Source organism: Anaeromassilibacillus sp. An250 (assembly GCF_002159845.1).
GTDB lineage: Bacteria > Bacillota > Clostridia > Oscillospirales > Acutalibacteraceae > Anaeromassilibacillus > Anaeromassilibacillus stercoravium.
Window position 1 is genome coordinate 44,063 of sequence record NZ_NFJK01000014.1, and the last position, 23,571, is coordinate 67,633.

A 23,571-nucleotide genomic window follows, 5' to 3' on the forward strand; every position below is an offset into this window, starting at 1 on the left:
AATTATGCACTCCAGCGGGCGCTGCCATACTCCATACCGTGCCGGTACTTCTTGGCGTTCTTGCTTTTGAGATACACGGCCAATCGCAGGCCAGCGCCGCAGCACAGCCCCACCAGCAGGTCCAAAGGGTGCAGGCTGGGCCACCAGCTGGCCAGCGCCACCGGCAGCGTGGAGAAGAACGAAAGCATTTTTGCCGAAGCGTCCGCACCCACGGCCATCCGCCATCCTTCACCGAAGTTGGTTGCGAACAGCCCCATCAGGATATAGGGCATATTCAGCAAAAGGAGCTTTTTGATGTCAAGTTGCTTTTTCATCTTCATCGTTCCAGCTCCTTCCGCTTGTTCCGGTCCACAACGGCGTGTTTCACCAGCTCTTTGAACTGGCTCAGCTTTGCCAGCACGGACGGACGCTCTGTTTTCTGCGCCTTTCTGACCTTCTTGCCGGTGTACTCGGTAAAGGCAGCGGTCAGGGCATCCGCATCGCGGCCTTTGAAAAAGATCAGGTACTTGGGCGGGGAGCTGCTGCGGTCCTTCTTCACCGCATAGTCAACGCCGTATTTCCGGGCGATCTTTTCAAACTCCTTGATGGAGGGGTCGGTGATCTCGATGTTGGAAACGCCCTGATTCTGGCCGATCAGCTGCTTCACCGTCTGTTTGCCGTGGGGAATCACGGGGGTATCCCGGCTTTTCTGCTTTTGCAGCTTCTTTTCCTTGCGGTGGGCAAGGTACTTGGTGATGGCGGCCTTAAACAGCCGCCCGGTAAACTTTGTTCCGCTGACTACCAGCGTCAAAGTCCTGTTTTCCACTTCCTCCTGCATAGGTCATCGCCTCCTTTCCACGGATTTTGCAGGGGTGGCGCTTGATACTAAGGCGGGACCACCAGCCGCCGCAGCAGGTATTTCATCATGGCAGGCTCCTTTCAACGCAGCTGATCGGAGCGGTCATAGTACAGATGTCCCTGGCGCACCTTGGCATGGCTGAGAATCTTGATGTGGCCCTTTTCCTGGTTCTCCAGGCTTTTCTGGTATCCGGCCTCCGTCAGAAACAGGCGGGTCCGTTCGCCTTTCCAGCCCACCGGCGAATCGTGGGTCAGCACATCGAAGATAATCATGTGCCGGGTGTCCTCGGCAAACCGCTCCAAATCCATGTACTCATGGCCGTGGTAGTTCTGCGCCCCGGCCTTGAGCCGCATTTCCTCCATCAGCTGGCCCACGGTCTTACGCTCAGGCATGGCGCGCACCTCCTTTCCCGCGTCCCTGGCCTTTCACAGTCAGGATACCGTCCAGGGTGGTAGCGGTGATCCGCAGGCGCTCAGCGGTGGCGATGTCATTCTTCACGGTCTCGTCGATGCCGTGGCCGCAGACCACCAGCACATGGGACCGGCGCAGATAGTCTCGCACCATATCCAGCCCGTCCTTGTGTTCCTGGGGAATCTCGTCCTTGAGGAAGGTGGACAAGAACAGAACCGGGCAGATGGGCGAATACCCGGCGTTGTACACCTGGCGGCAGTAGGTGGCAGCGTTCTCGGCGTTCTCATACTGGTTGTTGCTCCAGGGAGCCGTAATGTAGGCAAGAGGTCGTTTCATGGCAAAATCCTTTCTCCCGGTATTGCCGGGCAACAGAAAAGCGGCTGTTTACCAGCCGCCTGTGTTCATATCGTGATTGACTTGTACGGTGTAGTGATTGCTGATCGTGGTGGGCGCGTTGAACAGCACTGCAAGCAAATACTGTTTCATATTGCGGACCTCCGTGGTGTTTTTCTGCATACCGTCCATGACAAATCGGATATGCTCGCTATCCAGCTTCAAGAACCGGGAGCGCACGACTTCATGGGGAAAGTCGCTGCCAGCGATCCGAGTGGTTTTACGTTTGGCACAAACGGTCTCCACCATCAGCTCCACAATCTCGTCCAGGTCCTCACGGTAGGTCGAAAACTCTCTGCACAGATAGTCATACTCGATGTTCTCCAGAATCAATTCCCGATAATTTTCTATCTCTGAGACAGACATCGCATCCCTTCCTTTCCGTTCCGGCAGCTGTGCTGCCGCTGTTTCCCGGAAGGGAATGGAATCGGTACTTGCTCCATGAGTATTTTGTTTTTGAGTATTTGGTTTCTCTATATTTAATTCTGCGGGCTTTTCCGTATCCGGTTTATCCAGATACGGGTTTTCCGTATCTGGTGAAGCCGTATCTGGTACAGCCGTATCCGGCCTTGGCGTTTCTGGCTGCCTGGGCTGGGGTTTCTCATAAATCACATACTCGGTGTCGCTGATCCGGCCTTGTTGGTCCCGCAGCTGGTTCCGCACGATGTAACCGGCGGTTTCCAACTCCCGCAGCGCACTGCCGATGGCATCAACGCCCTCCTTGCAGATTTTCGCAAGTCCACGGGTAGTATAGTTCCAGTCATCAGGCAGGGATAACATCATGGAAAGAAGCCCCTTTGCCTTGAGGGATAGTTCGTGGTTCCGCAGGTGATGATTGCTCATCACGGTATAATCTTTGGTCCGTTCAATGCGAAAAACGGCCATTGACTTCACTCCTTTCTAATTTTAGGGCATGAAAAAAGCCACAATCCTTCGTGAAAAAGACTGTGGCTTTCAGCTGTTTTTGTTGTTCTGCCAGGGCCGGTAAGGACGCTTGTACTTCGGCGGATGACTGAACATCGGCTCATGCTCCGAAAACGGGAGGGTCTGCAAAACCCGGTCAATGTCGGTGGATTCCATATCATACTGGGACTGGCAACTTTCCCGGATGGCATCTTTGATGCTCTGGACAGTACACATATTCATTCCTTTCCTTTCGTAGTGATAATGAGTTTACGGGTGGCGGCGGCGCTTGTCCGGTTTGAAGTCGAGCACATGGCCCTCGATCACACGGGCATACCGCTTGATTTTGATTTCCCGACGCTTCTGGCTTACGAGGGCGGCCTGATACCCGTCCTCCGTAAGAAACAGCCGCATATCATCGCCGGGGCTGCCGTAGGAACCGGGGCGCAGGACGGAAAACTCGATCATCCAGCGGGTATTGTCCCGAAACCGCTCCACGGCAAGAATGTTGTGTCCTTTCAGCTCACGGGCTGAAATATCCCTCATAGGCGCTCCTTTCATCGCTCCTGGTCTCTCTGGCGCTTCTTCTGCCACGCCTCCAGCAGTTTGATAATGGTTTCCTGCATCCGCTGGGGCGTATAGCTTTTGGGGAAATACTTCCGCAGGGTGTCGGAGGTGAAAGTCACTTTGTCGAGATCACTTTTCTTTTCCTCACCCATGATGACGCGCATCATATCGAGGGTCAGATGTCCCTCCTGGCTGTATTTCTTGAGTCGCTGAGCCTGGGAGAGAGAGGGGGTAGCCTGTTCGCTGTCCATCGCGTCCAGCAAATCCCGCTGTTCTTCTTTTTTGAGAAAGGACAGCTCATAAGCCGGATTGAGGGCGATTTTCTTTTCATCGACCATATCCAGCAGTTCGGGAATCAGCTCCGTCAGGCGGATATAGCGCTGCACCTGGTTCCTACTCGAACCAGCCTGCTGCGCCAACAATTCATCTGCACGCAACTTCGTCCCAAGTTGGGACGAAGTTAAGTCCCCCCGTGCGCCTTGGTGTTTCATAGCCTCCAGCTTCATCTTGTAAGCAAAGGCCCTTTCGCTGGGGAGCAGGCTTTCACGTTGTAAGTTGCTGTCCACCATGATGATAGTGGCAGCATCATCGTCCAGGTCTCGGACAATGACAGGCATGGTTTCTTTCTCGGCCAGCTCACTGGCCCGGTGCCGCCTGTGACCGGCAACCAGCTCATAGCCGCCCTCCGGGTCCGGGCGGGCGATCGCCGGAACCAGAACACCATACTGCCGAACGCTGTCGGCGGTCTCCATCATGGCCTCGTCATCCTTGACTTTGAAGGGATGCCCCTTAAATGAGTGCAGCTCAGACAGCGGAATTTCCTGTATCTTCTCCAGCTTGGCATCCTGGCGGCTTTCCTCGGTGGAAAACAAATCATCGTATGGAGCCAGCTCTACTTTTTTCGCGCTGCTTTTCAAGTTTCAACACCTCCTTCGTCAGATTTCGGTAGCCTTCGGACACCTTGCCGCCGGGATCGTGGGCGAAGATGCTCTTGCCCTCGGCGCTGGTCTCCTTGGCCCGGACAGAATGGGGAATCTCGGTGCCGAACACCTTGATTTTGCTGCCATAGGTCTCCCGCAGCAGGGCGGCGATCTCCTTGGCAAAGTTGGTGCGGTTGTCCACCATCGTCAGCAGAATACCGTCGATCTGGAGCTTGGGGTTGATCTGCCGCTTCACCTTGTTTACGGTCTGGAGCAGCTGTTCCAGGCCCTTGGCGGGCAGGTACTCCGCCTGAACGGGGATTATGACCCTGTTGGCGGCGGCCAGGGCGTTGACCGTGAGCATACCCAGGGATGGCTGGCAGTCAATCAGGATATGGGAATACTGTCCCTTGAGCGTGTCCAGATACTGCCGCAGGATGGTCTCTCGGCTCATGGCGTTCACCAGGGAGACCTCCATGCCGGAGAGCTGGATGTCTGCGGGCATCAGGTCAACGCCCTCCGGGTGGTGCAGGATACCCTCGCCGGGGCGCAGCGGCTCGTCCATCAGGATACGGCCCATCGCGTCGGACAGGGTAAAGGGCAGCTTGTCCGGCTGGGGGTGGCCCAGGCTGATGGTCAGGCTGCCTTGCGGGTCCCCGTCGATCAGCAGCACTTTCTTTCCGGCCTGCGCCAGCCCAATCCCCAGGTTCGCGCAGGTGGTTGTCTTGCCAACGCCGCCTTTCTGGTTGGCGATGGCGATGATTTGCGTGTTCAATGACTTCACCTCATTTCTGAATTGTTCTATGGCTTCTGGAAATAGAAAAAGCCGCCACTTCAAAAATTGAAAGTGACGGCCTTTTCTTATCCCGGAATGAAATTCCCCGGAAACGCAAAAAGCGCCCAGTAGAAAATACTGAGCGCTTGGCGATTAGATTTATTCTCTTTTGTTCAAATTAGGTCAAATTCAGACAAACCGTTTTCACGAAAAAGGTCTCTTGGAGATGTATAAATAAACATCCCCTTGGCATCCCAAAATCGCGTCTCGGTTGTCCTATTTTTTAACCCATAAGCCCTCTTTTTGGGGTGGTTGTCCACCATTTAACCCATAGAAAACGGGTTAAAAGAGGCTTCGTTCTGTCAAATTGCGTCAAACCATTTGAAAAGGAAAAACCCCGGAAACCGCGTAGTTCCGGGGTTTTTGACCACTTTTGATAAAGTTTAGCGCTTGCTGAACTGCGGTGCACGGCGTGCAGCCTTCAAGCCGTACTTCTTGCGTTCCTTCATTCTCGGGTCGCGCGTGAGGAAGCCGGCCTTCTTCAAAGAGGCGCGGAGGTTCTCGGAATCGTACTGCAACAGGGCGCGCGCAATGCCGTGGCGGATTGCACCGGCCTGTCCCGTTACGCCGCCGCCTGCCACACGGCAGACAACGTCGAACTTCTCGTTGGTCTCGGTGAGCACCAGCGGCTGACGCACGATCAGCTTGAGGGTCTCGAGACCGAAATAATCGTCGATGTCACGATCGTTGATCGTCACCTTGCCGGTGCCCTGGTACAGGCGCACACGGGCGACGGAGCTCTTTCTTCTGCCAGTTCCGTAAAAATAAGGCGCTTTCTCGTACATAGTTCAGTCCCTCCCTTATAACTCCCAGGCTGCGGGCTTCTGGGCGGCATGCTTGTGCTCCGCGCCGTCAAACAAACGCAGTCTGGTCAATGCAGCGCGGCCGATGGTGGTGCTCGGAATCATGCCCTTGACGGCCAATTCCATCGCCTTGGTCGGACGCTGTTCCATGAGGGTGTCATAGCGGACCGCCTTCAGGTGGCCGATATAACCGGTGTGGCGGTAATAGAACTTCTTCTCCAGCTTCTTGCCGGTGAGAACTGCCTTTGCGCAGTTGATGATGATGACATGATCCCCGCAATCGACATGGGGAGCATAGGTCGGCTTATGCTTGCCGCGCAGAAGAACCGCAGCCTGGGCAGCAACACGGCCCAGCGGCTTTCCTGCCGCGTCAATCACATACCACTTGCGGTCGACTTCGCCGGCCTTGGGCATATACGTGGACATAGCGTTTACCTCCAATATTCTTTCAAGATTCCCGAGCCTATCCCTGAATCGCCGCAGGGTTTCCGGCGGCTCAGGGATAGGCTCTTGGCGGGACGGCCATCCCTCAAAAAGGCATGGCACTTCCTACAGTGCGGTTCTTAATATACCATCTGCGGCGCACGGTGTCAAGACCAAAACGCGAAATTTTTAATTTACTTTGCGGATAGCTTCCGTTTTCTCGCATTTTTGGCCGATTATCTCCTGCAAACTCCCCCGTCATTTCAATTGTTAAAGAAATGTCAATTCGGGTAGCGCTTTTCTTTTTGCCGCGTTTCCGGTATAATAGCACGGAATCCATTGGAACGCTCTTATACATTATATAATATAGATATATGGCCGGGAGCGGCTTGAGACGGAACGGGGGATCATTCATGCAAAAGATTATGGGGGAGATGCGCGCCGCCATGGAGCGCTACGAAATGGTATCATCCGGGGACCGCATTGCGGTCGGCGTCTCCGGCGGGAAGGACTCCCTGGCGCTGCTCTGCGGCATGGCCCGCCTGCGGGACTACTACCCGCAGCCTTTTGAGGTCGTCGCGCTGACCGCCGACCCCTGCTTTGGCGGCCAGGAGACGGATTACAGCCCGATCGCCTCCCTGTGCGCCTCCCTGGGTGTGGAATACCATCTGCGCCGCACGCGCCTGGGGGAGATCATCTTTGAGGAGCGCAAGGAGAAGAACCCCTGTAGCCTCTGCGCGCGCATGCGGCGCGGCATCCTGCACAACATGGCCAAGGAAGCGGGCTGCAACAAGCTGGCGCTGGGGCATCACTTCGACGACGCCGTGCAGACTTTTTTTATGAACCTCTTCTACGGCGGCAAGCTCTCCTGCTTTTCCCCAAAGACGTATCTCTCCCGCAAGGACCTCTGGATGATCCGCCCCCTGATCTTTACCGAAGAGGCGTCCATCCGGGCCGCCGCGCGCCGGAACGCCTTCCCCGTGGTCAAAAGCGCCTGCCCTGCGGACGGCGCAACCAGCCGGCAGGACACGGCCACGCTTCTTGCCAACCTGGAGCAGCAGTTCCCCGACCTGCGCTCCAAGGTGATGGGCGCCATGCAGCGGGCGCACCTCTCGGGCTGGTGAGCGGGTTACCCTGCCAGCAGCCATTCAAAGGGGCCCTGCCCCATGAAACAACCGGGCGCACCGCACAAAGGACGCTAAGAGGCAACGTTCACAAGGCGTCCCTTAAACGATCTCGCAGAAACGGCATCCAAGCGGGTATTTCCCGCTGGATGCCGTTTTTTTACAATATCGCCTGGCAGCTATTTTACAACGCCCCTTTTTGTAGGACCGTTTCCAGCGCCGCGTCCTGCTTCTCCTTTGCCCACTCCAAATCCTCAAAATCGCCAAGGGCGGCCAATGATACGGCAGAAGCGTCCACCCCGGCCTCCGGCTGTTCCTGCCGCCCGCGGATGGTCGCCGGGATTTTCCCTTCCAGCTGGCCCCGGGCACTCTGCGCCCGGAGCAGGCAGACCTGTTCCAGCGTATCCACGGCCAGCTGGTGATCTTCATAGGAGCAAAACGCCGTCGGGTCCCGTTCCACATAGGGGGCAATCCTTTTTTCCGTCTGCCGGAGGACAGCTTCAAACCGGCCATTCTCAAAATATCCCGAAAGGAATTCATCAAAGTACCTGTGATAGCGGGCAAAATATTCGTCATGCTTCATCAGGTTGTGATACAGGGGCCGGTTGCGCATAACCTCCCCTTCTGCGGGGGTGTTGATGGGATAATTGATCAGCACGTTGGAGTCCTTGATGGGATTGGTCATCCCCAGGGCATAGGTGCCAAAGGATAGGTTATAGTCCCAGGGAAGGATGCGGAGAATTCCGTCCTCCTCATATAAAAAGTAATTATGCCCGGTGCGTCCCAGATAGCTGTCCCAGTTCATCACAAAAACCTGTACGGTAAAATAGCGCAGCACCTCGTCCACATCGACCGCCGATTCCAAATTTTCGCCGGTCGATAAGACCCGCAGCGCCTCGACCAACCGTTCCCGGTCGGCCTCCGACGCTTTAAACTTCGCGTTCTCGAAGATGTTGGGGTAGCTGTCCGGGTCCCCGTCGATGTATTTGAGCGCTACATCGGCGTTTTCCTCGTTCAGGGAACGATAATCCGGCTTGTATAATTGCCCAAAGTCCTTTCCGAAATTCCGGCGCGTGAAAGCTTCCTCCGGTTCTTCCACCGCCAGGAACAGCCCCCAGTCTTCCCCATTCACCGTCACCCACGCATAGCTGCACAGCGGGGTGGGGACGCCCATAAACGCCATCATATCATAGGCCATATAGGTTTTCAGGTAGCTGTTGTCCTGAAAGGAGGCGTCCAGCGACAATTTGTCAAGGCCGTAGTAATTGCCGCCGTCAATGAATTGGTCGAATTCCAGCTTGAGGCTGTACCGCGACAGGCCGTACTCTTCCGTCAGGCGCAGGGAATTGTTCCCCTTGGCGCGCAGGCCCACCTGCCGGAACGCCTCCCCGTCGATCTCCACCGTACAGGGGACGTACTCCTCTTTTCCCGCGTTTTCGACAAACGCGCCCCAGTCATCGATCTGAAGATCGATGGTATGTACCCTGCTGCTGTCAAACAGGCGGGACGCATACCCCGGCGAGGCACTCGCCTTTGGGAGCCCCAACGGTTCGCCAAACATCAGCAGTATGGCAAGCAGGGCCGCCAACGCTGCCGCGCCGGTGCAGATCCGGTCGATCCATGCACTTTTTATCATCGCTTTATCCCATATAATCGCCGTTGTAGGAGACAAGCACCACCCGGGAAACGCCGGGCATGGCCTCCAGCTGATTGACAAAGGCGCTGTTGTCATCCTTGAGGCGGACTTCATAGTTCAGCTCCACGCAGCCGCCGCACACGCTTTTGCTTTTCAGGTTCAGCCGTTTGACCTGCGTCTTTACAAAAATGCGCACCTGTTCCTCAATCTCGCTGTTTTCGCAATGCGCCACCAGGATATACGGCGAATCCACCGTCTTCCTTTTGGAGAATGCGACCAGCACCGCCCCAATAAAGATGCTGCCGAACACCGCCAGAGGGATGAGGCCGGCCGCCAGCACAATGCCCACCGCAATCGACCAGAACAAAAAGGCGATGTCCATGGGCTCCTTGATCGCCGTGCGGAAGCGCACAATGGACAGGGCGCCCACCATGCCGAGGGACAGCACAATATTGCTCACGACCGTCATAATCAGCAGCGTGGTGATGAGCGAAAGGGCGACCAGCGTCACGCCGAAGCTGGCGGAATACATCACCCCGCTGTAGCTCTTTTTATAGACGAAAAAGATGAACAGCCCCAACAAAAAGGCCAAGACAAGGGCGATCGCCATGTCCAGCATGGAGATGCTGGCGATGTTCTCCAGAAAGCTGGATTTGAAAATATCCTGAAAAGTCATTTCAGCCGTTCCTCCCGATTTTCCTTTAATCAAACCTGCGGCATACAGCGTATTTGGAACAGGCCGCCGCCTGCCTTCCGGGAACCTGCACCGCCATGCGGACAAGCTCCGGTAAAAACGCATCGTATTTGACCTCCAGCACCGTGCTCTGTTCCAGCGCCCGCAGGTAAAACGTGTCTGGGTTTTGGAAATCCACGTTCCCCAGCCCGGTACAGATGTCCCGGTCCAGGGTAATGCGCACATTGCCTGGCGCATAAAGGAACGCTTCGCGGTCGTAGCGGACGATGGTTTTCGGCCGCAGGCCCTTCCCTTGCAGTTTGCTGTAAAGCTCTATGAAGAGCGGTTCCCCGGAGTCCAACAGGAACCCGTATTCGCCGGCCAGAAGGCTTTGCACCTGCTCCGCCGTCATGCGGGCGCTGCGCTTTCCGCACAGGCCGTTCTGCTTAAACTTTTTTTCCAAGCGGATAAAGGAGGGATCCGCCCCATAATAGCGCAGGCGGAATTTTTCCCTCCGGTTCACCCCGTCGAGCTTCTCCCGCAGGGCGCTGTCATAGGGGGTATCAAAGTAGAGGCTCGTCACCCGGTAGCATCCGTCCACCCCTGCATGCGGGTCATGGGGAAACAATTTGCGCAGCCTTTGGGAAAGCACCAGGTCTTCCCGCAGGTTGATCTGGTGCTTGTATTCGTGCCGCAGAGGGATGGCCTCCGGCGGGTTAGCTATCATAATCGGAATCCCCATCGTCGTTGTCACTGTAGTCGCTGCCGCCGTCATCATAGTTGGTGTCGCCGTTGTTGTAATCTGTGACCCCATCGTTATTCGGGCCGTAATCTGTGTCATTGTAGTCCGTCACGCCGTCGTTGTTCGGGCCATAGTCCGTGTCGTTGTAATCCGTCACGCCGTCGTTGTTCGGGCCGTAGTCCGTGTCGTTGTAATCCGTCACGCCGTCGTTGTTCGGGCCATAGTCCGTGTCGTTGTAATCCGTCACGCCGTCGTTGTTCGGGCCATAATCCGTGTCGTTGTAGTCCGTCACACCGTCGTTGTTCGGGCCATAGTCCGTGTCGTTGTAATCCGTCACGCCGTCGTTGTTCGGGCCATAGTCCGTGTCGTTGTAGTCCGTCACACCGTCGTTGTTCGGGCCGTAGTCCGTGTCGTTGTAATCCCCGGAGGAACTCGTCTGCTGCTGCCCGGCCTGCGCATCGACCGCCTTATGCCCGGCTTTGACCACTTTCCCTGTGGCCGCGTGTACATCGTATTCGTATTCATTGCCATTGGCGGTGAACTCCAGTTCAAAAACCGGGGTCCCGTCGTCGTGGTCGAACTCCTTGTCGTCAAACACGGCGTCTTCTGCCGGAACGTTGGCCTGGGTCAGGGCAATCTCCTGCGCTTTTTCCAGGGTGATGTAGGGGGAGGGCTCCCCGCCCTTCGCATATGCGGGGTCATAATCGTCGCCGTCAATGGTCACAATCCCGGAAGAAAGGCTGATCTCTTTGACCACCGCCTGGGTGCTGGCGCTCATATCCGCCAGGAAATGGTCGCTTGGGAGTACCGATCCGGGTTCCAACTGCAACACAATATTCTTTTCGTTCCCGTCGATGTCCTCTACAAAGTATCCGGCCTCGTTGATTTTCTCAACCAGGTCTCTCAAGACAACGTCGCAGTTCTTGCCGATGTAATCCGGGTAGGCTTCTACAATCCCCTTCCCCTCTTCATTCTGGCCGGCGAGGGCGATCACTTTTCCCTCTTTGTTGTAATCGATTTGAATCTCAGGGTTCACGCTCAGCATCAGGGTTCCCGTTTCTTTCAGCGCAGCGCCTTCGGCTGCCGGTGTTTCCGGAGAGCCGCAGCCGGTCAGAAGGGCTGCTGTGAAAATCGCCAGGGAAGAGACCGCTGCAAAGATTTTTCTTCTCAATTTCATTTTGATAACTCCTCTCAATCTTATTTCAGGTGGCTTTTGTTTTGCCTTACACCCATAGATTACGGAGGGGCGTTTCAGGAACCGGGGTCTCTTGGAAAAATTTTTTAAATTTAATCATCGCTGTCTTCGCCGTCATCGTCGTCGTCATCATCGTCATCGCCGTCATCATCCCCGCGGTCGTTGCCGCCGTCGTAGTCCGTACCGCCTTCCTCGTCCGGACCGTCATCGGTATCCCCATCGCTGTAGTCCGTGGCGCCGTCGTTTCCGGGCCCGTAGTCCGTATCTGCGGGAATGGAGGCGCTGCCGGTGGGCGGCAGATTGCCGGAAACCCCGCCGCTATTCTGTCCATTGCCGGTATCCCGATCGCCGTAATCCGTCACGCCGTCGTTTCCGGAGCCATAGTCCGTGTCCGCTGGGGCGGGCGTGCTGCCGGTGGGCGGCGGGTCATTGGCCGCACCGCCGTTGCCCGGGCCATCGTTGGTATCGCTGTAGCTGGACGTCCCTGCCGGATTGGTGCTGTCCTGGCCGCCAGTGTTTTGGGGCTCGGAAGATGCCGGTGGCACAACGGCTGGCTCCGCCGGTTCGGACGCCGGCTCCGGCTGCGTTTGTGCGGGCTGGGAAGGCGCTGCGGGCAAAGCGCTCTCCGGCGGCTCCTGCCGCCCCTTCTTATGGTCCACAATTTCGACGGTAACCGTCATCCGCCCGGCCAGATGTTCCTCCACTTCCGTGCGCAGCTCCGTCCCGTATTCCTGGAACAGGATGTCGTCCGGGGAGTCGATGGAAATGGAAACCTGGCCCCCTTCGGAAAGGAAGCCCATCGCAATCGCCCGGTCGACCAGTTCATCGGCCACGATCACTTTGTCCTTCCCCTGGCCGTCGTAGCCCTCCAGGAGCTTCTCCCCGTCTTCGTTTGTTCCAACCAGCCCCACAACGTCCCCATGCCGGTTCAGGTCCATCTGAACCTCCGGATTGATGGTCAGGTAGATGGATGAGTAGGGCTGTATATAGTCCTGGTAATAGCCGAACCCAAAGAGGAAGAGGAAGCAGGCTGCGATTGCCGCAACCCCGCTGCAGACCCATCGGGCCGTGCGGCGTTGTTTGACCGGTCCCTCTTTCATCAGCACCGGATCGTATACCGTCTGCCCCACCTCATAGCGGAGATTTGCCGCTTTTAAAAACCGGCCCTCTTCATCCAGTAAAACCACGTAACCGGGGTGGCATTCCATAACGACATAACTCATTTTGCCGCCACTCCTTTCATCACCTGTTTTAAATGGCCTCGAATGATTTCATATCCATTGGTATAAATCAACAGGAGCGCGACCATGTATTTGCGATGCCGCTCCAGCGTTTTGCGTTCCACGCCGCTGCCGGCCGCGAGCTGTCCAACCGGCAGTTTTTTGGTATGTAAGAGCACATCGAAGAGCTCCGGGTTTTCCCTTGCATATTGCAGCGCTTGCCGGCACGCGGCCAACGTGCGCTGCTGCTTGGGGCAATTGTCCGCCACGTCGCTGATGCTGACGCCAAATTCCTGCATTTGCCGGGTCAACTCCTCGATTTCCGCACGGGTAGCGTCCCGGGAAAGCATTTCCTCCTGGTGATCCCTTTCTTCCGGCAGCGTATCCAAAAGCGCCGCATCCTCTTCCCCCGCCGGCGTGTCCAGCGAAAGGGTGCGGCTGTGCCGCCGTTCCCTGCGGCTGTAATCGATCAGACGGCTCCGGATCAGCATCGCCGCATATTTCAGGAAAGCCCCCCGGACGCGGGAATATCCGCCGATCGCCTCATGAAATGCGATCATCGCGATGCTCAACTCGTCATCGTGCCCTTCCACCGGCGGTCGTTTTAAATATTTTGCCGTTTCCGCCTTGATAAAGGGCATGTATATGCCGATCAGACGGTCCGCCGCCTCCACATCTTCCTTTGCCGCATAGACCTGTTGAATGATTTTGTGTTCGTCACGCATGCAGCAGATTCCCCCCCATTTATAGAAATACGGCCCCTGTTTTTTAAAACCGGGGTCGATAACAAAGGAACTGAAAAAATTATTTAGAATGTTCCATTATAATATCATACAAAGCACAAGGGGAAAGCAAAACGGATGCGGGTTAAATCTATGTAAAATCCATGTTAAATTTCTATTTTGATTTCGATCCCTATCGTTCCCTGAGTATGCGGTGGGACGTAAAGGCTTTCTTTATAAAATCATCTTCGGGCCCTATAACCGGTTGGAGGTCCTGTTTCCCTGGCGGCTTTTTCCGCGTTTTTCCGTATAGAGGTTTCCCTCCAGATACAAAAACCGGGCGCTTCGGTGTGAAGCGCCCGGTTTTCGGAGCCTGCTGCGGCCCGTCAAACAAAGAGCCTTGCAATTGCGGGTACAATCTCCTTGATGACGGTCTGTGTGGTGTTGATGCAAAGGTCAAAATTCAATTTATCTCCCCAGGCGTGCCCGGTATAGACCTCATAATACTTGGCACGCTTCTTATCGATTCCGGTAATCTTCTGTTTCAATTCCTTATCGGTCAGCTTTTCGTCCTCCGGACCCTTTTCCCGGCAGCGCTTGATTTTGCTTTCCATGTCCGCATAGATAAAGATCCGGAACGGCCGGTATTCCTTCAAAATATAATCCGCACACCGCCCCACGATCACGCAATTGGATTTCGCCGCCATTTGTGTGATGATGCGCGCCTGCTCCTGATAGACCGCCATCGTCTGCTCAAAAGCAGGGTTTACCGCAGGGTAAAAACTCCTTCCAATATGGATGGGGAACGAAAACGAGGGCTGATGTTCTACAATCGCCTCCACATACTGTTCGGACAGTGAGGTCCGTTTTGCAATTTCGCTGATGATTTCCTGATCGTAATAGGCAAATCCCAGCTCTTCCGCCAACCGGCGGCCAAACTCGCGGCCGCCGCTTCCGAATTCGCGGCCAATGGTAATGATTCGGTTCATCCTACACAACTCCTTTCGTTTTCAGAGGTTTTGTACATTTTACCATCTCATAAACGACATAGATGGCAACGAGCAGCTCCGTAATGGGCATCGCGAACCAAATGGAGTCCGCCCCCGTGACCAACGGAAGCAAATAGATCAGGACCCCGCTGACCACCAATCCGCGCGCCACGGACACAACAAACGCCACCTTGGGCTTCATAAGGGCCTGGAAGTAATAGGTAGAAAAGATGTTCAATGGCAGCAAAAGGAACGAGATGCCATAGCAGCGGAAAATCGTTGGAGCAATTTCCAGGACCTCGGGCGTTGGCGTCATAAAGACGCGGATAAACAGGTTGGGAACCGCCAAACTCAATGCTGTCCAAAAGATGCCGAAAAAGGCCGTTGTGCCCAAAGCGTATTTTAAGGCCTGACGGATCCGGTCCCCCTTGTTTGCACCGAAATTTGTAGAAATAATGGGCTGGGAGGCCTGCCCAACACTGTAGGCGCAGCACTGCGCAAACGTACTGATGTTGACAATTACGCCGTACACCGCCAGCGCATTTGTCCCCAAATAGTGCATAATCTGCCGGTTAAACAGGATGGTGAGGATGCCCATCGCAACGTCAATGAAAAAGGTGGAAAATCCGGTTACAGAGATCTCCTTCAGCATTTTGAACAGGCCGGTGGGTTTCACGAAGTGCAGTGTATTCCGCTTCGTGAAGAAATGCGACAGCATCACGATAAACGTGATGGCCGAACCGATGGCCGTGGCAAGCCCCGCGCCATACGCGCCCATATCGCATGTAAAGACAAAGAAATAATCCCCAAACACATTGAAAATGCCGCCCGCCAACACAGCCCCTGTGGCCAGCGCGGGGTTTTTATCGTTCCGCAGGTAGGCCGCAAGCATCTGGTTGAACAGGAACAGCGGGATTGCAAATTTGATGGGGCTCACGTATTCCCGCGCCAGAGAAAGCGTGTTGTCCTGCGCGCCAAACAGCAGCAGGAGCTCGCGGTCGAAAAAGATCACAACCAGCCAAATGACCGCCGCAAGAAAGATCGAGCCGATCACGGAAGCGGTAAAATACGCATTTGACCGCTTCTCCTGGCCTTCCGCCTTTCCCCGGATGGTGCTGAAAAGGACCGAGCCGCCGATCCCCATCAGGAGCCCAAAGCTGTAGATGATGTTCCAGACGGGCGCGACCACCGCCAGGGCCGCCGACCCCTCCGGGCCGTGGTACTGGCCGACCATGGCCATGTCTACAATCGAATAGATCGACGTGATCAGGGCGCTGCCAAACGCCGCCGCTAAGTATTTAAAATAGATGGTTTTGATGTTGCCGTTCAGAAAGTCCATTCATATTCTCCTCCTTCCAAATAAAAAAGGCTGGATAAGGTCAGACATTTCAGTCTGTGCCTTATCCAGCCCATCATTTCTACCGAATGATTTGCCCTCCGAGCAAGCCTGTCTATTGTAACAGATTTCTTTTTGCATGTCAAATGCGAGCGGAGGAACCCAGCGATGGGAAGCGCAAAATCCTGATCCCGGCCTTCCGCGCCAAACAAAGAGGGGCAGGGTGGCGCCCCAGCGATCGTATCCTCTTCGGGCGCTGAATCGCTCCGCCGGTATAAAGGCGCTAAAGGTGATATCCTATTCGTATAAATCATTATGATTATACGAAACGTATCGTTTAATATGATACACTTTGTATAATTTGCTTTAATTATTACAGGTTCTACTTTGTCCCCGGCAGAGGTCCAGCCACTGGCACCCCTGGCAAACCTGCTCCAAACAGCCGGGCCGTAGGATCTGCTGCTCCACCCGCCGCTCAAATTCGTCCCAGGGAACCCGCTGCCCAAACCGCAGGCCGCAGTATTGCAACACGGCACGGTCATACCTATCGGGCTTCGGCGCGGACGCGCACCAGCCGCTTTGATTGTGTGGGCAGCTCGCGCAGAGGACGTCCGCACCTGCGGTCAGTTCGATGTCCGTCTCCGGTGCGGCTTGCAGGCCGGCGATGACGCGCGTCATATTCTCGACAAACGCAGGGCTATAGCCCTTTCCCGTAAAGTGCCGGATGCAGAGCCCGTGGTGGGGCCGCAGCCGTATGGCCTTCCCGTTCATACCGAAACCGCCATCCCTGCTTTGGACAGCGTCTTGCGCAGCACGGGTACCAACAGGGCGGCCACGGCAATCTTGGCCGCATCTCCCGGAAGGAAAGGAACGACACACAGCAACAGGGATTCCACCAGGCCGGTATGCGCGACCACCATATACCAGGCGGTGCCCAATAGATAGCAGAGCGCCAACCCGCCAGCCATGGACAGGGCAAACCAATATGCCTTCCCATGGCACCGTGCGGACAAGAGCCCCACCAGCCATGCCGCCGCAACGTACCCAACGATATAGCCGCCCGTCGGCCCAAGCAGGATTCCCATCCCTCCGCTGAAAGAGGCAAACACCGGCAGGCCAATCACCCCCAGCAGGACATAGACGGCCTGGCTAATTGCACCGCGCTTCGCCCCCAGCACGCCGCCCGCCACAAAGACCGAGAAGGTCGCCAGGTTGACCGGCACGGGCTGAATCGGGATTGCAATCTGGGAAAGCACCGCGGTCAAGGCTGCAAACAGTGCGCAAAGGATCAAGCTTCTTGTTTTTTCCAACCGGTTCATACGTCTCCTCCCTATTGTCAACCTATTGATTTCATAAAGTTTACAATGGCATTATACAGGACGCATTGGGACCTGTCAAGGATTGGAAAGATGAACGGGGCTGAATTTTCCAGAACCGTATGAGAGGAAGGCTTTTAATACAAGCCTTCCCCTCGTCTCCCTGTTTTCGCAGCAAAGTCCAACCGGCCTTTGCTGACGGCAAATGCAGGGTATATGAAATACATTTTGGATAATTTTCTTTATTTACAACCAAACGTAAATGACGTGTCGTGTGCATAGAGCGCTCCCTTATGCAGCACGGGCGACGGAAAATGCGGGCACGACATCGCATTGGGGAAATACTGCGTCTCCAAGCACAAGCCCATGTTCGTCTCATAGGGCACCCCGGATTTCCCGACCGGGCCATCCAACACATTCCCGCTGTAGAACTGCACGCCGGGCATGGTGGTGCGGACGGTCATCGCAATCCCTGTATCGGGCGAATAGAGCTCTGCGGCGACCTTCTCCCCATCCCCGCCGTCCAGGATAAAGTTGTGGTCGTATCCCTTCCCGTTGCGCAGCTGCGGGCAGTCCACGTCCATATCCCGCCCGATTTCCTTGCTCTCCCGGAAGTCAAACGGCGTCCCCTCGACGGAGAGGACGGTGCCGGTCGGCAGGCAGTCCGCATCGTTTTCCGTGAAAGATCCCGCCGGAATGCGCAGGATATGGTTGCGGATCGTCCCCTTCCCCTCGCCGGACAGGTTGAAATAGCAGTGGTTCGTGAGGTTGACCACGGTGTCCGCGTCGGTCTCCGCACGGTATTGCAGGAGCAGCCGGTTGTCATCGGTAAAGGTGTACGTCACGCGCACATCGAGGTTGCCGGGATACCCCTCTTCCCCGTCCGGGGAAAGCCGGTGGAACATCACCGACTGCCCCTCAATGCTGGCGTCCCAAACGCGCTTGTCAAATCCGCAAATCCCGCCGTGCAGATGGTTCGGCCCATCGTTGACCGCCAGATGGTATTCCGTCCCATTGAGCTGGAAAATCCCCTTTTCAATGCGGTTGCCATGGCGCCCGACCACAGCCCCCAGATACCCATTGTTCTGCTCGTATTCCGCAAGGGTGCGGTACCCCAGGCAGACGTCCGTCAACGTCCCGTTGCGGTCGGGCACCCGGATTGCCTGGATGGTGCATCCGTAGTTCATCACGCTCACGGACGCCCCGCTCGCATTTTCGATGCAAAACCGGTATACGGGGACCCCGCCCCGTGTCGTGCCAAACAATTCTTGTGTGACCATGCTTTTTATCCTCCTTATCAAACTCAGTTGGTTGCTGCTGCGCGCCCCGGCATAAGGAAGCTTGCGCGGCTTTCCCTCCGGCACGCGCGCCGGGAAGTCTGGAAGCGATCCCGCTTCCCTTTTCCCCGGAAATCAATATTTCCTGCTCCGGATGTACTGCTGCGCATTCTCCTGTGTATAGACCTTTTCGTCGGTGATAATGCGCAGGGGCAGCTCTTTTCCCGCCATCAAGTCCTTGACCGCCTTCATCAGCTGGGGTCCCAGCAGCGGGCTGCATTCCACCACACAGTTCAGCCGTTTATCGATCAGCGCTTGAAAGGCCGAGCGCACGCCGTCCACAGAGATCAGCTTGACGTCCACGCCGGGCTTCAGGCCATGGGCCTCCAACGCCTCCGCCGCGCCGAGCGCCATATCGTCATTTTGGGAGAAGATCACGTCGATGTCCCACTTATGGGAGGCCATGTAATCCTCTACCACCTGTTTCCCGCCCTCATAGGTGAAATCCCCGCAGGCTGAATAGACAATTTGGCAATTGGGGTATTCCTGCATAACCTCCTGGAACCCCTGGCTGCGCTCCTCTGAAGGGGACGCCCCCACGGTGCCCTCAATTTCCATAATGCGCACATGCTCCAACGGGTCTTCCATGGTCCCGGCCAACCACCGCATGGCACGCCGCCCTTCCTCCAGGAAGTCCGCGCCGATAAACGTCATATACATATCGTCCTTTTGTGTGCTGACCTTCCGGTCGGAAAGGAGGACCGGAATCCCCGCGTCCTGCGCTTCCTCCAGCACCTCGTCCCAGCCGCTGTCTACAACCGGGCTTAGCACAATGACGTCCACTTCCATCTCAATGAACCGGCGCAGCGCCTCGATCTGCCGCTCCTGGCTCTGGTTGCCGTCCTCGTAGATCAGGTTGATGCCAAAATCCTTGGCCGCGGTCTTGATCGACTGGGTGTTTGCCAAGCGCCAGACGCTCTCCGTGCCAACCTGTGCATATCCCACGTCGATGATCCGGTCGGGCTCTTCATACACCCGGTTGAGGCTCTCGACGTATTCGTCCGCATTCTCCTTTGTGATGCTGTGGCTCCGCAGGATCACCTGCTTGGGGACGCCGCTGACATTCTGCAAAATCTCCAGCGCATATTGGACAGCCTCCCTGCCGCCGGTTGGGCAGGTGATCGTCTCGTCGATCAGCCCGCGGCGCACCAGGTCGATCCCCCGGTTCTCCCCGGTGAACCCATCGACCCCCACAATGCGGATATCGTCGTAGCCCAACTGTTCCAGCGCGCGGGCAGCGCCGAGGGCCATATAATCGTTGTGTGCGAAAATCGCGTCGATGTCGCGCAGATGCGTGCCGAACGCCCGGACAATATCCTCCGCGGAGTCGCGGGATTCGCTCACAACATGCACCTGCTCCACCCTGACGTTGCCCGCTTCTTCGATGACGCTTCGGAAGCCCTCGCTCCGGTCGATGCTCGCCTGCGAGACGGAACTCCCGCAGAGCTCCAGGACGGTCCCTTTGCCGCCCAGCATGGCAGACACGGATTTCCCCGCCCGCTTCCCAATCAGTTCGTTATCCGGGCCGATAAAGAGGGAATAATCGTACCCCTCCACCACGCGGTCAAGGACCACCACAGGGATCGACTGGTACACTTCGCTCACCACCGGCGTGACCTTTTTGACGTCACAAGGGGAGACGATCATCAAATCGACCCCGAAATCCAGCAACCGTTGGATGTCCGCGATCTGTTTATCGCTGTTGTCCGTCGCGTCCGTAATGACCAGGCGCACGTCCGGATGTTTGGCAGCTTCCTCCTGGATCTCCTGCGTGAGCACCAACCGCCAGGGCTCCCGCATATTGGCCTGCGATACGCCGATCACATAGGAGATCTGGTCTGGCTGCTGCTTTACCACACACGCGGAGAAGATCGTAAAGAGCAACACAAAAATCAGGATACATGCGCAGGCAGCTTTCCCGATCAACCGGTAGCCTGCCTTTTTGATCCGTTCCCGCATGCGGATTCCCTCCTTTCTACATTCCTGCCGTTGGGCCGGTCATGGATTGGGTTCGCCCCTTTTCTGCAAGCTCTTCTTGTACTCCATAGGCGAAACCCCCAGCACCTTTTTAAACGCGCTGCTGAAATAATGCTGGCTGGAGTACCCGACCGCCTCCGCAATCTCATACATCTTGTGGTCGTCATCGCGCAAAAGCTCAATCGCCCGGCGGATGCGTACCCGCGTGATATAGTCCATAAAAGTGATGCCCGTGCTCTGGCGGAACACCCGGCTCAGGTGCTGCGGGGAGACATGCGTATAGTCCGCCGCCTCTGTGAGGGAGAATTCCTCCCGGGCAAAGTTTTCTTCGATGTATTTTTTTGCATCCCGGACAAGCTGCGGCGTCTCCAACAGGGTACGCAGGTCCTCGGACGCCCCTTCGTATGCGGCAGGCAGGCCTTGCAGCGTATCCCCCAGGCGCCGGGTGAGGAAGACATCCACCGGCAGGTGGGTTTGCAGCAAGTGTTTGAGCTGTTCCCCCGCGGCCTCCCACACAGCGCGCGGTTCCCCCGCGGTGAGCAGCACCAATTCGCCGGCGGAATTCCGGCAGGTGGATACAGGGCGCAGCGTCTGGAAGACCTCATTCGCCATATTTTCCGCCGCATAGAACAGCAAGTCCTCGTCCCACTCGCCGCCGATTTCCGCATTGTCCTTGTTCTCAAGATGCACCAGCGTCACGCCGACTGGCTCCGGGAGTTCCAGCCCAAGGGCAGAAATGCGCTCCTGGATCTCCGCTTCCGTAAAGCGGCCGTCCAGCCAGCCCTCCAGGAATTCGGCGATCAACGCCGGCCGGTTTTTCTCCACCAGCGCCCGGGCCCATTCCAGATACTGGGCCTGTTTTTGCCGGTGCCCAAGCTGGTCTTTTGCCTTGCCCAACGCCTCATAAAAGGTATCCTCCATAATGGGCTTGAGCAGATAGTCAAAGACCCCTAGGCGCAGGGCCTTCTGGGCATATTTAAAATCGTCGTAGCCGGTAATCACAAGGATCAAGGCGTCCGGCTGGACGGTTTTCAGCTTCTCAATAAAATCCAGGCCGTTTAAAAACGGCATGTTGATGTCTACAAAGAGCAGATCCGGGTGATATTCCATCGCCTGTTCCAAGGCCATTTCCCCGTCTTCCGCTTGGGCGACCACCTGTATATCGGGGTCCTTTTTCAGGAAATGGGCAATCCCCCTGCGGATAATCTCCTCGTCATCCGCAATCAGCACCTTGTACATTCCCATCACTCCTCATCAAATTTTTTCGGCTTTTGATACAGGGGCAGCGTAATGGTCACGCGGGTACCCTCCCCCAGCGTGCTTTCCACATGTACGCCATACCCCTTTCCGTAGCAAAGCTGGATCCGTTCCCGGATATAGAACAGGCCGAAGCTCTTTTTTTCGTCCAGCACACTGCGCTCGCTCATCCGCCGGTTGAGTTCCTCCACTTTCTCCTGGAGCATTCCCGCCCCGTCGTCCTGGACCGTGAACACCAGGTTTTCCCCCTCGGGCACACCGGTGATGGTAATGGTGCCGCCGCCGCGCTTTGCCTTTACGCCGTGGTAAATGGCGTTTTCCACCAGGGGCTGTAAAATCAACTTGGGCACCTCGACGGCATAGAGTGATTCGTCCACATGGATCACATAGTTGAGCTTATCCTTATAGCGGATCTTTTGGATATAGAGGTAGTTGGAAACGTGTGTGATCTCTTCTTTTACCGTGATGATGTCCTTCCCGTGGCTCAGGCCAATGCGGAACATATTTGTCAAGGCGTCCACCAGACGCACGATATCCTCCGCATCGTAGTCGCGGGCCATCCAGCTGATGGTATCCAGCGTATTGTAGAGGAAATGCGGCTTGATCTGCTCCTGGAGGGACTTCATCTCTGCGGTCCGCTTGTTCTCCTGCTCCACATAGACCATTTGGATCAGCTGGTCGATGCGCGCAATCATGTGGTTAAAGCTCTGCCCAAGCTCCCCGATTTCATCGTTGTGTTGGAAATTGAAACGGACCGTAAGGTCGCCGGATTCCGCCTGTTTCATCAGGCGTTTGAGCTTAAAGATCGGGTTTGTGAGCGTCCGGCTGAATTTAAAGGAAACGATGACCACCAATACCAGGGAGATGATGACGCAGGTAAACAGGATGTACACAATGGTATTGACGCTGGACATCACTTCGTCCATGGAAAATACGCCCACGGTCCGCCAGCCGGTATAGGGGGACAGCTCGCTGCGGATCTGGTAGCTTCCGCCCTGGATCTGCACCGACATGGGCTCCATCGCCTTGACCCACTTGGGGTTGACGCGGTATACAATGCCGTTGACGGGCGTATAAACAATATTGTCCTCCTGGTCCATCACAAAGACAAACCCTTTTTCCCCGATGGTGACGCCGTTGATGGAACTCTGGATAATGTCGTGGCGGATATCCAGCAGGATCACCCCCAGCACTTCCCCGGTTTCCGGGTCTTGCACAGCTTTTGCCAGCGAGAACACATCGTCGATGCTATAGCTGCGGTTGGTCACAATATTCCGGCCCGTCACTACGCTGATGAGCTGGATTTCCTCGGGGTTTTCCGAAGCTTCCCGGTACCACCGTTCGTTTTGAAAGGGGTCGCGCGAAATGCGCGACATCCCCGTGCTGACATAGAGGTCCTCTTTTGTCGCGATAAAGATCCCGGCCACCTCCCGGTGGGAATTCGCGACGTTTTCCAAAACGGAACGGATATAGGCCGTCTCGCTGTCCCAGCCAGAGGCGCCTTCGGATTCCATGGTGAAAAAAGGCGTATCCTGCAATTCCAACTGGATATAATTGACCATCTTTTCAATGGTCTCCACATAGACGTCCATAGAGTTGCTCACCTGGTGGATCAACTGCACGGAGTGCTCTTCCGCGGTCTTCTGGGCATGATCCAGAAAGACGAACCCACTCACAATGGAAAAAATCAGGAAGGGGATAAGCGCCACAACGATATTGGACAGGAGCATCCTGGTCCGCAAGCTTACATTCAACAGTAGATCCTTCATTTTCCGCAAAGCCTACATCCCCTCTTTCCCGTCCTGCCGTCTTGCAGGGCCATATATTTGGAGGCAGAGAAATCTTTCTGCCGAATTGTCCAATGAATGGTTTGATAAGCAGTTTTCTGTATGTAATATCCATAAAATTCTATAAAATTCAAACGTAAATTATGCAGTTTGTTTTTCGAAAGGAA

General features: G+C 55.9%; 26 protein-coding genes and 1 pseudogene. 1 reads left to right on the top strand and 26 read right to left on the bottom strand.

What is annotated here, in order from left to right; translation table 11 throughout:
* Window positions 1–11 precede the first annotated feature (11 nt).
* From B5F54_RS12325 to B5F54_RS12380, 12 genes and pseudogenes are all read right to left on the bottom strand, one after another.
* Window positions 12–314: pseudogene (locus tag B5F54_RS12325) on the bottom strand (VirD4-like conjugal transfer protein, CD1115 family); the annotation flags it as partial.
* 2 nt (window positions 315–316) lie between these two features.
* Window positions 317–817, bottom strand: a complete 501-nt coding sequence (locus B5F54_RS12330; protein ID WP_002576352.1) for a PcfB family protein — start codon at window positions 815–817, stop codon at window positions 317–319.
* A 101-nt stretch (window positions 818–918) separates the two neighbouring features.
* A complete protein-coding gene (locus tag B5F54_RS12335; protein ID WP_002576353.1) occupies window positions 919–1,230 on the bottom strand; it encodes a DUF5720 family protein in 312 nt (103 codons plus the stop codon).
* Complete coding sequence (locus B5F54_RS12340; RefSeq protein WP_087234603.1) at window positions 1,223–1,585, bottom strand: DUF7768 domain-containing protein; 363 nt, start codon at window positions 1,583–1,585, stop codon at window positions 1,223–1,225. Before B5F54_RS12340 ends, B5F54_RS12335 begins: the two co-directional genes overlap by 8 nt.
* Before the next feature lie 48 nt (window positions 1,586–1,633).
* The gene (locus B5F54_RS12345; RefSeq protein ID WP_002576355.1) at window positions 1,634–2,527 is read right to left on the bottom strand and encodes a DUF6017 domain-containing protein; all 894 of its coding nucleotides are present in this window, start codon (window positions 2,525–2,527) and stop codon (window positions 1,634–1,636) included.
* A gap of 69 nt (window positions 2,528–2,596) precedes the next feature.
* The gene (locus B5F54_RS12350; protein WP_002576356.1) at window positions 2,597–2,788 is read right to left on the bottom strand and encodes a hypothetical protein; all 192 of its coding nucleotides are present in this window, start codon (window positions 2,786–2,788) and stop codon (window positions 2,597–2,599) included.
* 27 nt (window positions 2,789–2,815) lie between these two features.
* Complete coding sequence (locus B5F54_RS12355; RefSeq protein WP_087234604.1) at window positions 2,816–3,091, bottom strand: DUF5720 family protein; 276 nt, start codon at window positions 3,089–3,091, stop codon at window positions 2,816–2,818.
* 11 nt (window positions 3,092–3,102) lie between these two features.
* Window positions 3,103–4,029 (bottom strand): ParB/RepB/Spo0J family partition protein, encoded by a 927-nt coding sequence (locus B5F54_RS12360; protein ID WP_087234566.1) that lies wholly within the window; start codon window positions 4,027–4,029, stop codon window positions 3,103–3,105.
* Window positions 3,986–4,807 carry a ParA family protein gene (locus B5F54_RS12365; protein ID WP_087234567.1) on the bottom strand — a complete coding sequence of 274 codons (822 nt, stop codon included), beginning with the start codon at window positions 4,805–4,807 and terminating at the stop codon, window positions 3,986–3,988. Before B5F54_RS12365 ends, B5F54_RS12360 begins: the two co-directional genes overlap by 44 nt.
* 443 nt (window positions 4,808–5,250) lie before the next feature.
* Window positions 5,251–5,652 (bottom strand): 30S ribosomal protein S9, encoded by a 402-nt coding sequence (rpsI, locus tag B5F54_RS12370; protein WP_054324959.1) that lies wholly within the window; start codon window positions 5,650–5,652, stop codon window positions 5,251–5,253.
* Window positions 5,653–5,667: 15 nt separating this feature from the next.
* Entirely contained in the window at window positions 5,668–6,096 is a 429-nt protein-coding gene (gene rplM / locus B5F54_RS12375) for a 50S ribosomal protein L13 (RefSeq protein ID WP_087234568.1), read from the bottom strand.
* Between the two features lie 103 nt (window positions 6,097–6,199).
* The gene (locus B5F54_RS12380) at window positions 6,200–6,433 is read right to left on the bottom strand and encodes a hypothetical protein (protein ID WP_140400380.1); all 234 of its coding nucleotides are present in this window, start codon (window positions 6,431–6,433) and stop codon (window positions 6,200–6,202) included.
* 73 nt (window positions 6,434–6,506) lie between these two features.
* Between B5F54_RS12380 and B5F54_RS12385 the strand changes: the two genes are divergently transcribed.
* Window positions 6,507–7,217, top strand: coding sequence for a tRNA 2-thiocytidine biosynthesis TtcA family protein (locus tag B5F54_RS12385; protein ID WP_087234570.1), 711 nt, complete (start codon window positions 6,507–6,509; stop codon window positions 7,215–7,217).
* 184 nt (window positions 7,218–7,401) lie between these two features.
* Here the strand turns inward: B5F54_RS12385 and B5F54_RS12390 are convergent, their stop codons facing one another.
* The 14 genes from B5F54_RS12390 to B5F54_RS12455 all read right to left on the bottom strand — a co-directional run bounded on the left by B5F54_RS12390 (window position 7,402) and on the right by B5F54_RS12455 (window position 23,371).
* The gene (locus B5F54_RS12390; protein WP_172749729.1) at window positions 7,402–8,853 is read right to left on the bottom strand and encodes a CotH kinase family protein; all 1,452 of its coding nucleotides are present in this window, start codon (window positions 8,851–8,853) and stop codon (window positions 7,402–7,404) included.
* A gap of 4 nt (window positions 8,854–8,857) precedes the next feature.
* Window positions 8,858–9,529 carry a DUF4956 domain-containing protein gene (locus B5F54_RS12395; RefSeq protein WP_087234572.1) on the bottom strand — a complete coding sequence of 224 codons (672 nt, stop codon included), beginning with the start codon at window positions 9,527–9,529 and terminating at the stop codon, window positions 8,858–8,860.
* 25 nt (window positions 9,530–9,554) lie between these two features.
* A complete protein-coding gene (locus B5F54_RS12400; protein ID WP_242969696.1) occupies window positions 9,555–10,253 on the bottom strand; it encodes a polyphosphate polymerase domain-containing protein in 699 nt (232 codons plus the stop codon).
* Window positions 10,243–11,445: a PepSY domain-containing protein gene (locus tag B5F54_RS12405; protein WP_087234573.1), complete on the bottom strand. Its 1,203-nt coding sequence runs from the start codon at window positions 11,443–11,445 to the stop codon at window positions 10,243–10,245. The genes B5F54_RS12400 and B5F54_RS12405 overlap by 11 nt, the downstream gene beginning before the upstream one ends.
* A 110-nt stretch (window positions 11,446–11,555) precedes the next feature.
* On the bottom strand, window positions 11,556–12,686 hold the full coding sequence (locus B5F54_RS12410; RefSeq protein ID WP_087234574.1) for an anti-sigma-I factor RsgI family protein: 1,131 nt from the start codon (window positions 12,684–12,686) through the stop codon (window positions 11,556–11,558).
* On the bottom strand, window positions 12,683–13,408 hold the full coding sequence (locus tag B5F54_RS12415) for a sigma-70 family RNA polymerase sigma factor (protein ID WP_087234575.1): 726 nt from the start codon (window positions 13,406–13,408) through the stop codon (window positions 12,683–12,685). The genes B5F54_RS12410 and B5F54_RS12415 overlap by 4 nt, the downstream gene beginning before the upstream one ends.
* A 383-nt stretch (window positions 13,409–13,791) precedes the next feature.
* Entirely contained in the window at window positions 13,792–14,394 is a 603-nt protein-coding gene (locus tag B5F54_RS12420) for a cytidylate kinase-like family protein (protein WP_087234576.1), read from the bottom strand.
* Between the two features lies 1 nt (window position 14,395).
* Window positions 14,396–15,733 carry an MATE family efflux transporter gene (locus B5F54_RS12425; protein ID WP_087234577.1) on the bottom strand — a complete coding sequence of 446 codons (1,338 nt, stop codon included), beginning with the start codon at window positions 15,731–15,733 and terminating at the stop codon, window positions 14,396–14,398.
* A gap of 363 nt (window positions 15,734–16,096) precedes the next feature.
* Window positions 16,097–16,501 (bottom strand): DUF1284 domain-containing protein, encoded by a 405-nt coding sequence (locus B5F54_RS12430; RefSeq protein WP_087234578.1) that lies wholly within the window; start codon window positions 16,499–16,501, stop codon window positions 16,097–16,099.
* Window positions 16,498–17,049: a biotin transporter BioY gene (locus B5F54_RS12435; protein ID WP_087234579.1), complete on the bottom strand. Its 552-nt coding sequence runs from the start codon at window positions 17,047–17,049 to the stop codon at window positions 16,498–16,500. Before B5F54_RS12435 ends, B5F54_RS12430 begins: the two co-directional genes overlap by 4 nt.
* A gap of 239 nt (window positions 17,050–17,288) precedes the next feature.
* Window positions 17,289–18,326 (bottom strand): aldose epimerase family protein, encoded by a 1,038-nt coding sequence (locus B5F54_RS12440; RefSeq protein ID WP_087234580.1) that lies wholly within the window; start codon window positions 18,324–18,326, stop codon window positions 17,289–17,291.
* Window positions 18,327–18,458: 132 nt separating this feature from the next.
* A complete protein-coding gene (locus B5F54_RS12445; protein ID WP_087234581.1) occupies window positions 18,459–20,342 on the bottom strand; it encodes a substrate-binding domain-containing protein in 1,884 nt (627 codons plus the stop codon).
* Window positions 20,343–20,381: 39 nt separating this feature from the next.
* A complete protein-coding gene (locus tag B5F54_RS12450; RefSeq protein ID WP_172749730.1) occupies window positions 20,382–21,599 on the bottom strand; it encodes a response regulator transcription factor in 1,218 nt (405 codons plus the stop codon).
* Window positions 21,600–21,604: 5 nt separating this feature from the next.
* On the bottom strand, window positions 21,605–23,371 hold the full coding sequence (locus B5F54_RS12455; RefSeq protein WP_242969697.1) for a sensor histidine kinase: 1,767 nt from the start codon (window positions 23,369–23,371) through the stop codon (window positions 21,605–21,607).
* Window positions 23,372–23,571: the final 200 nt, after the last annotated feature.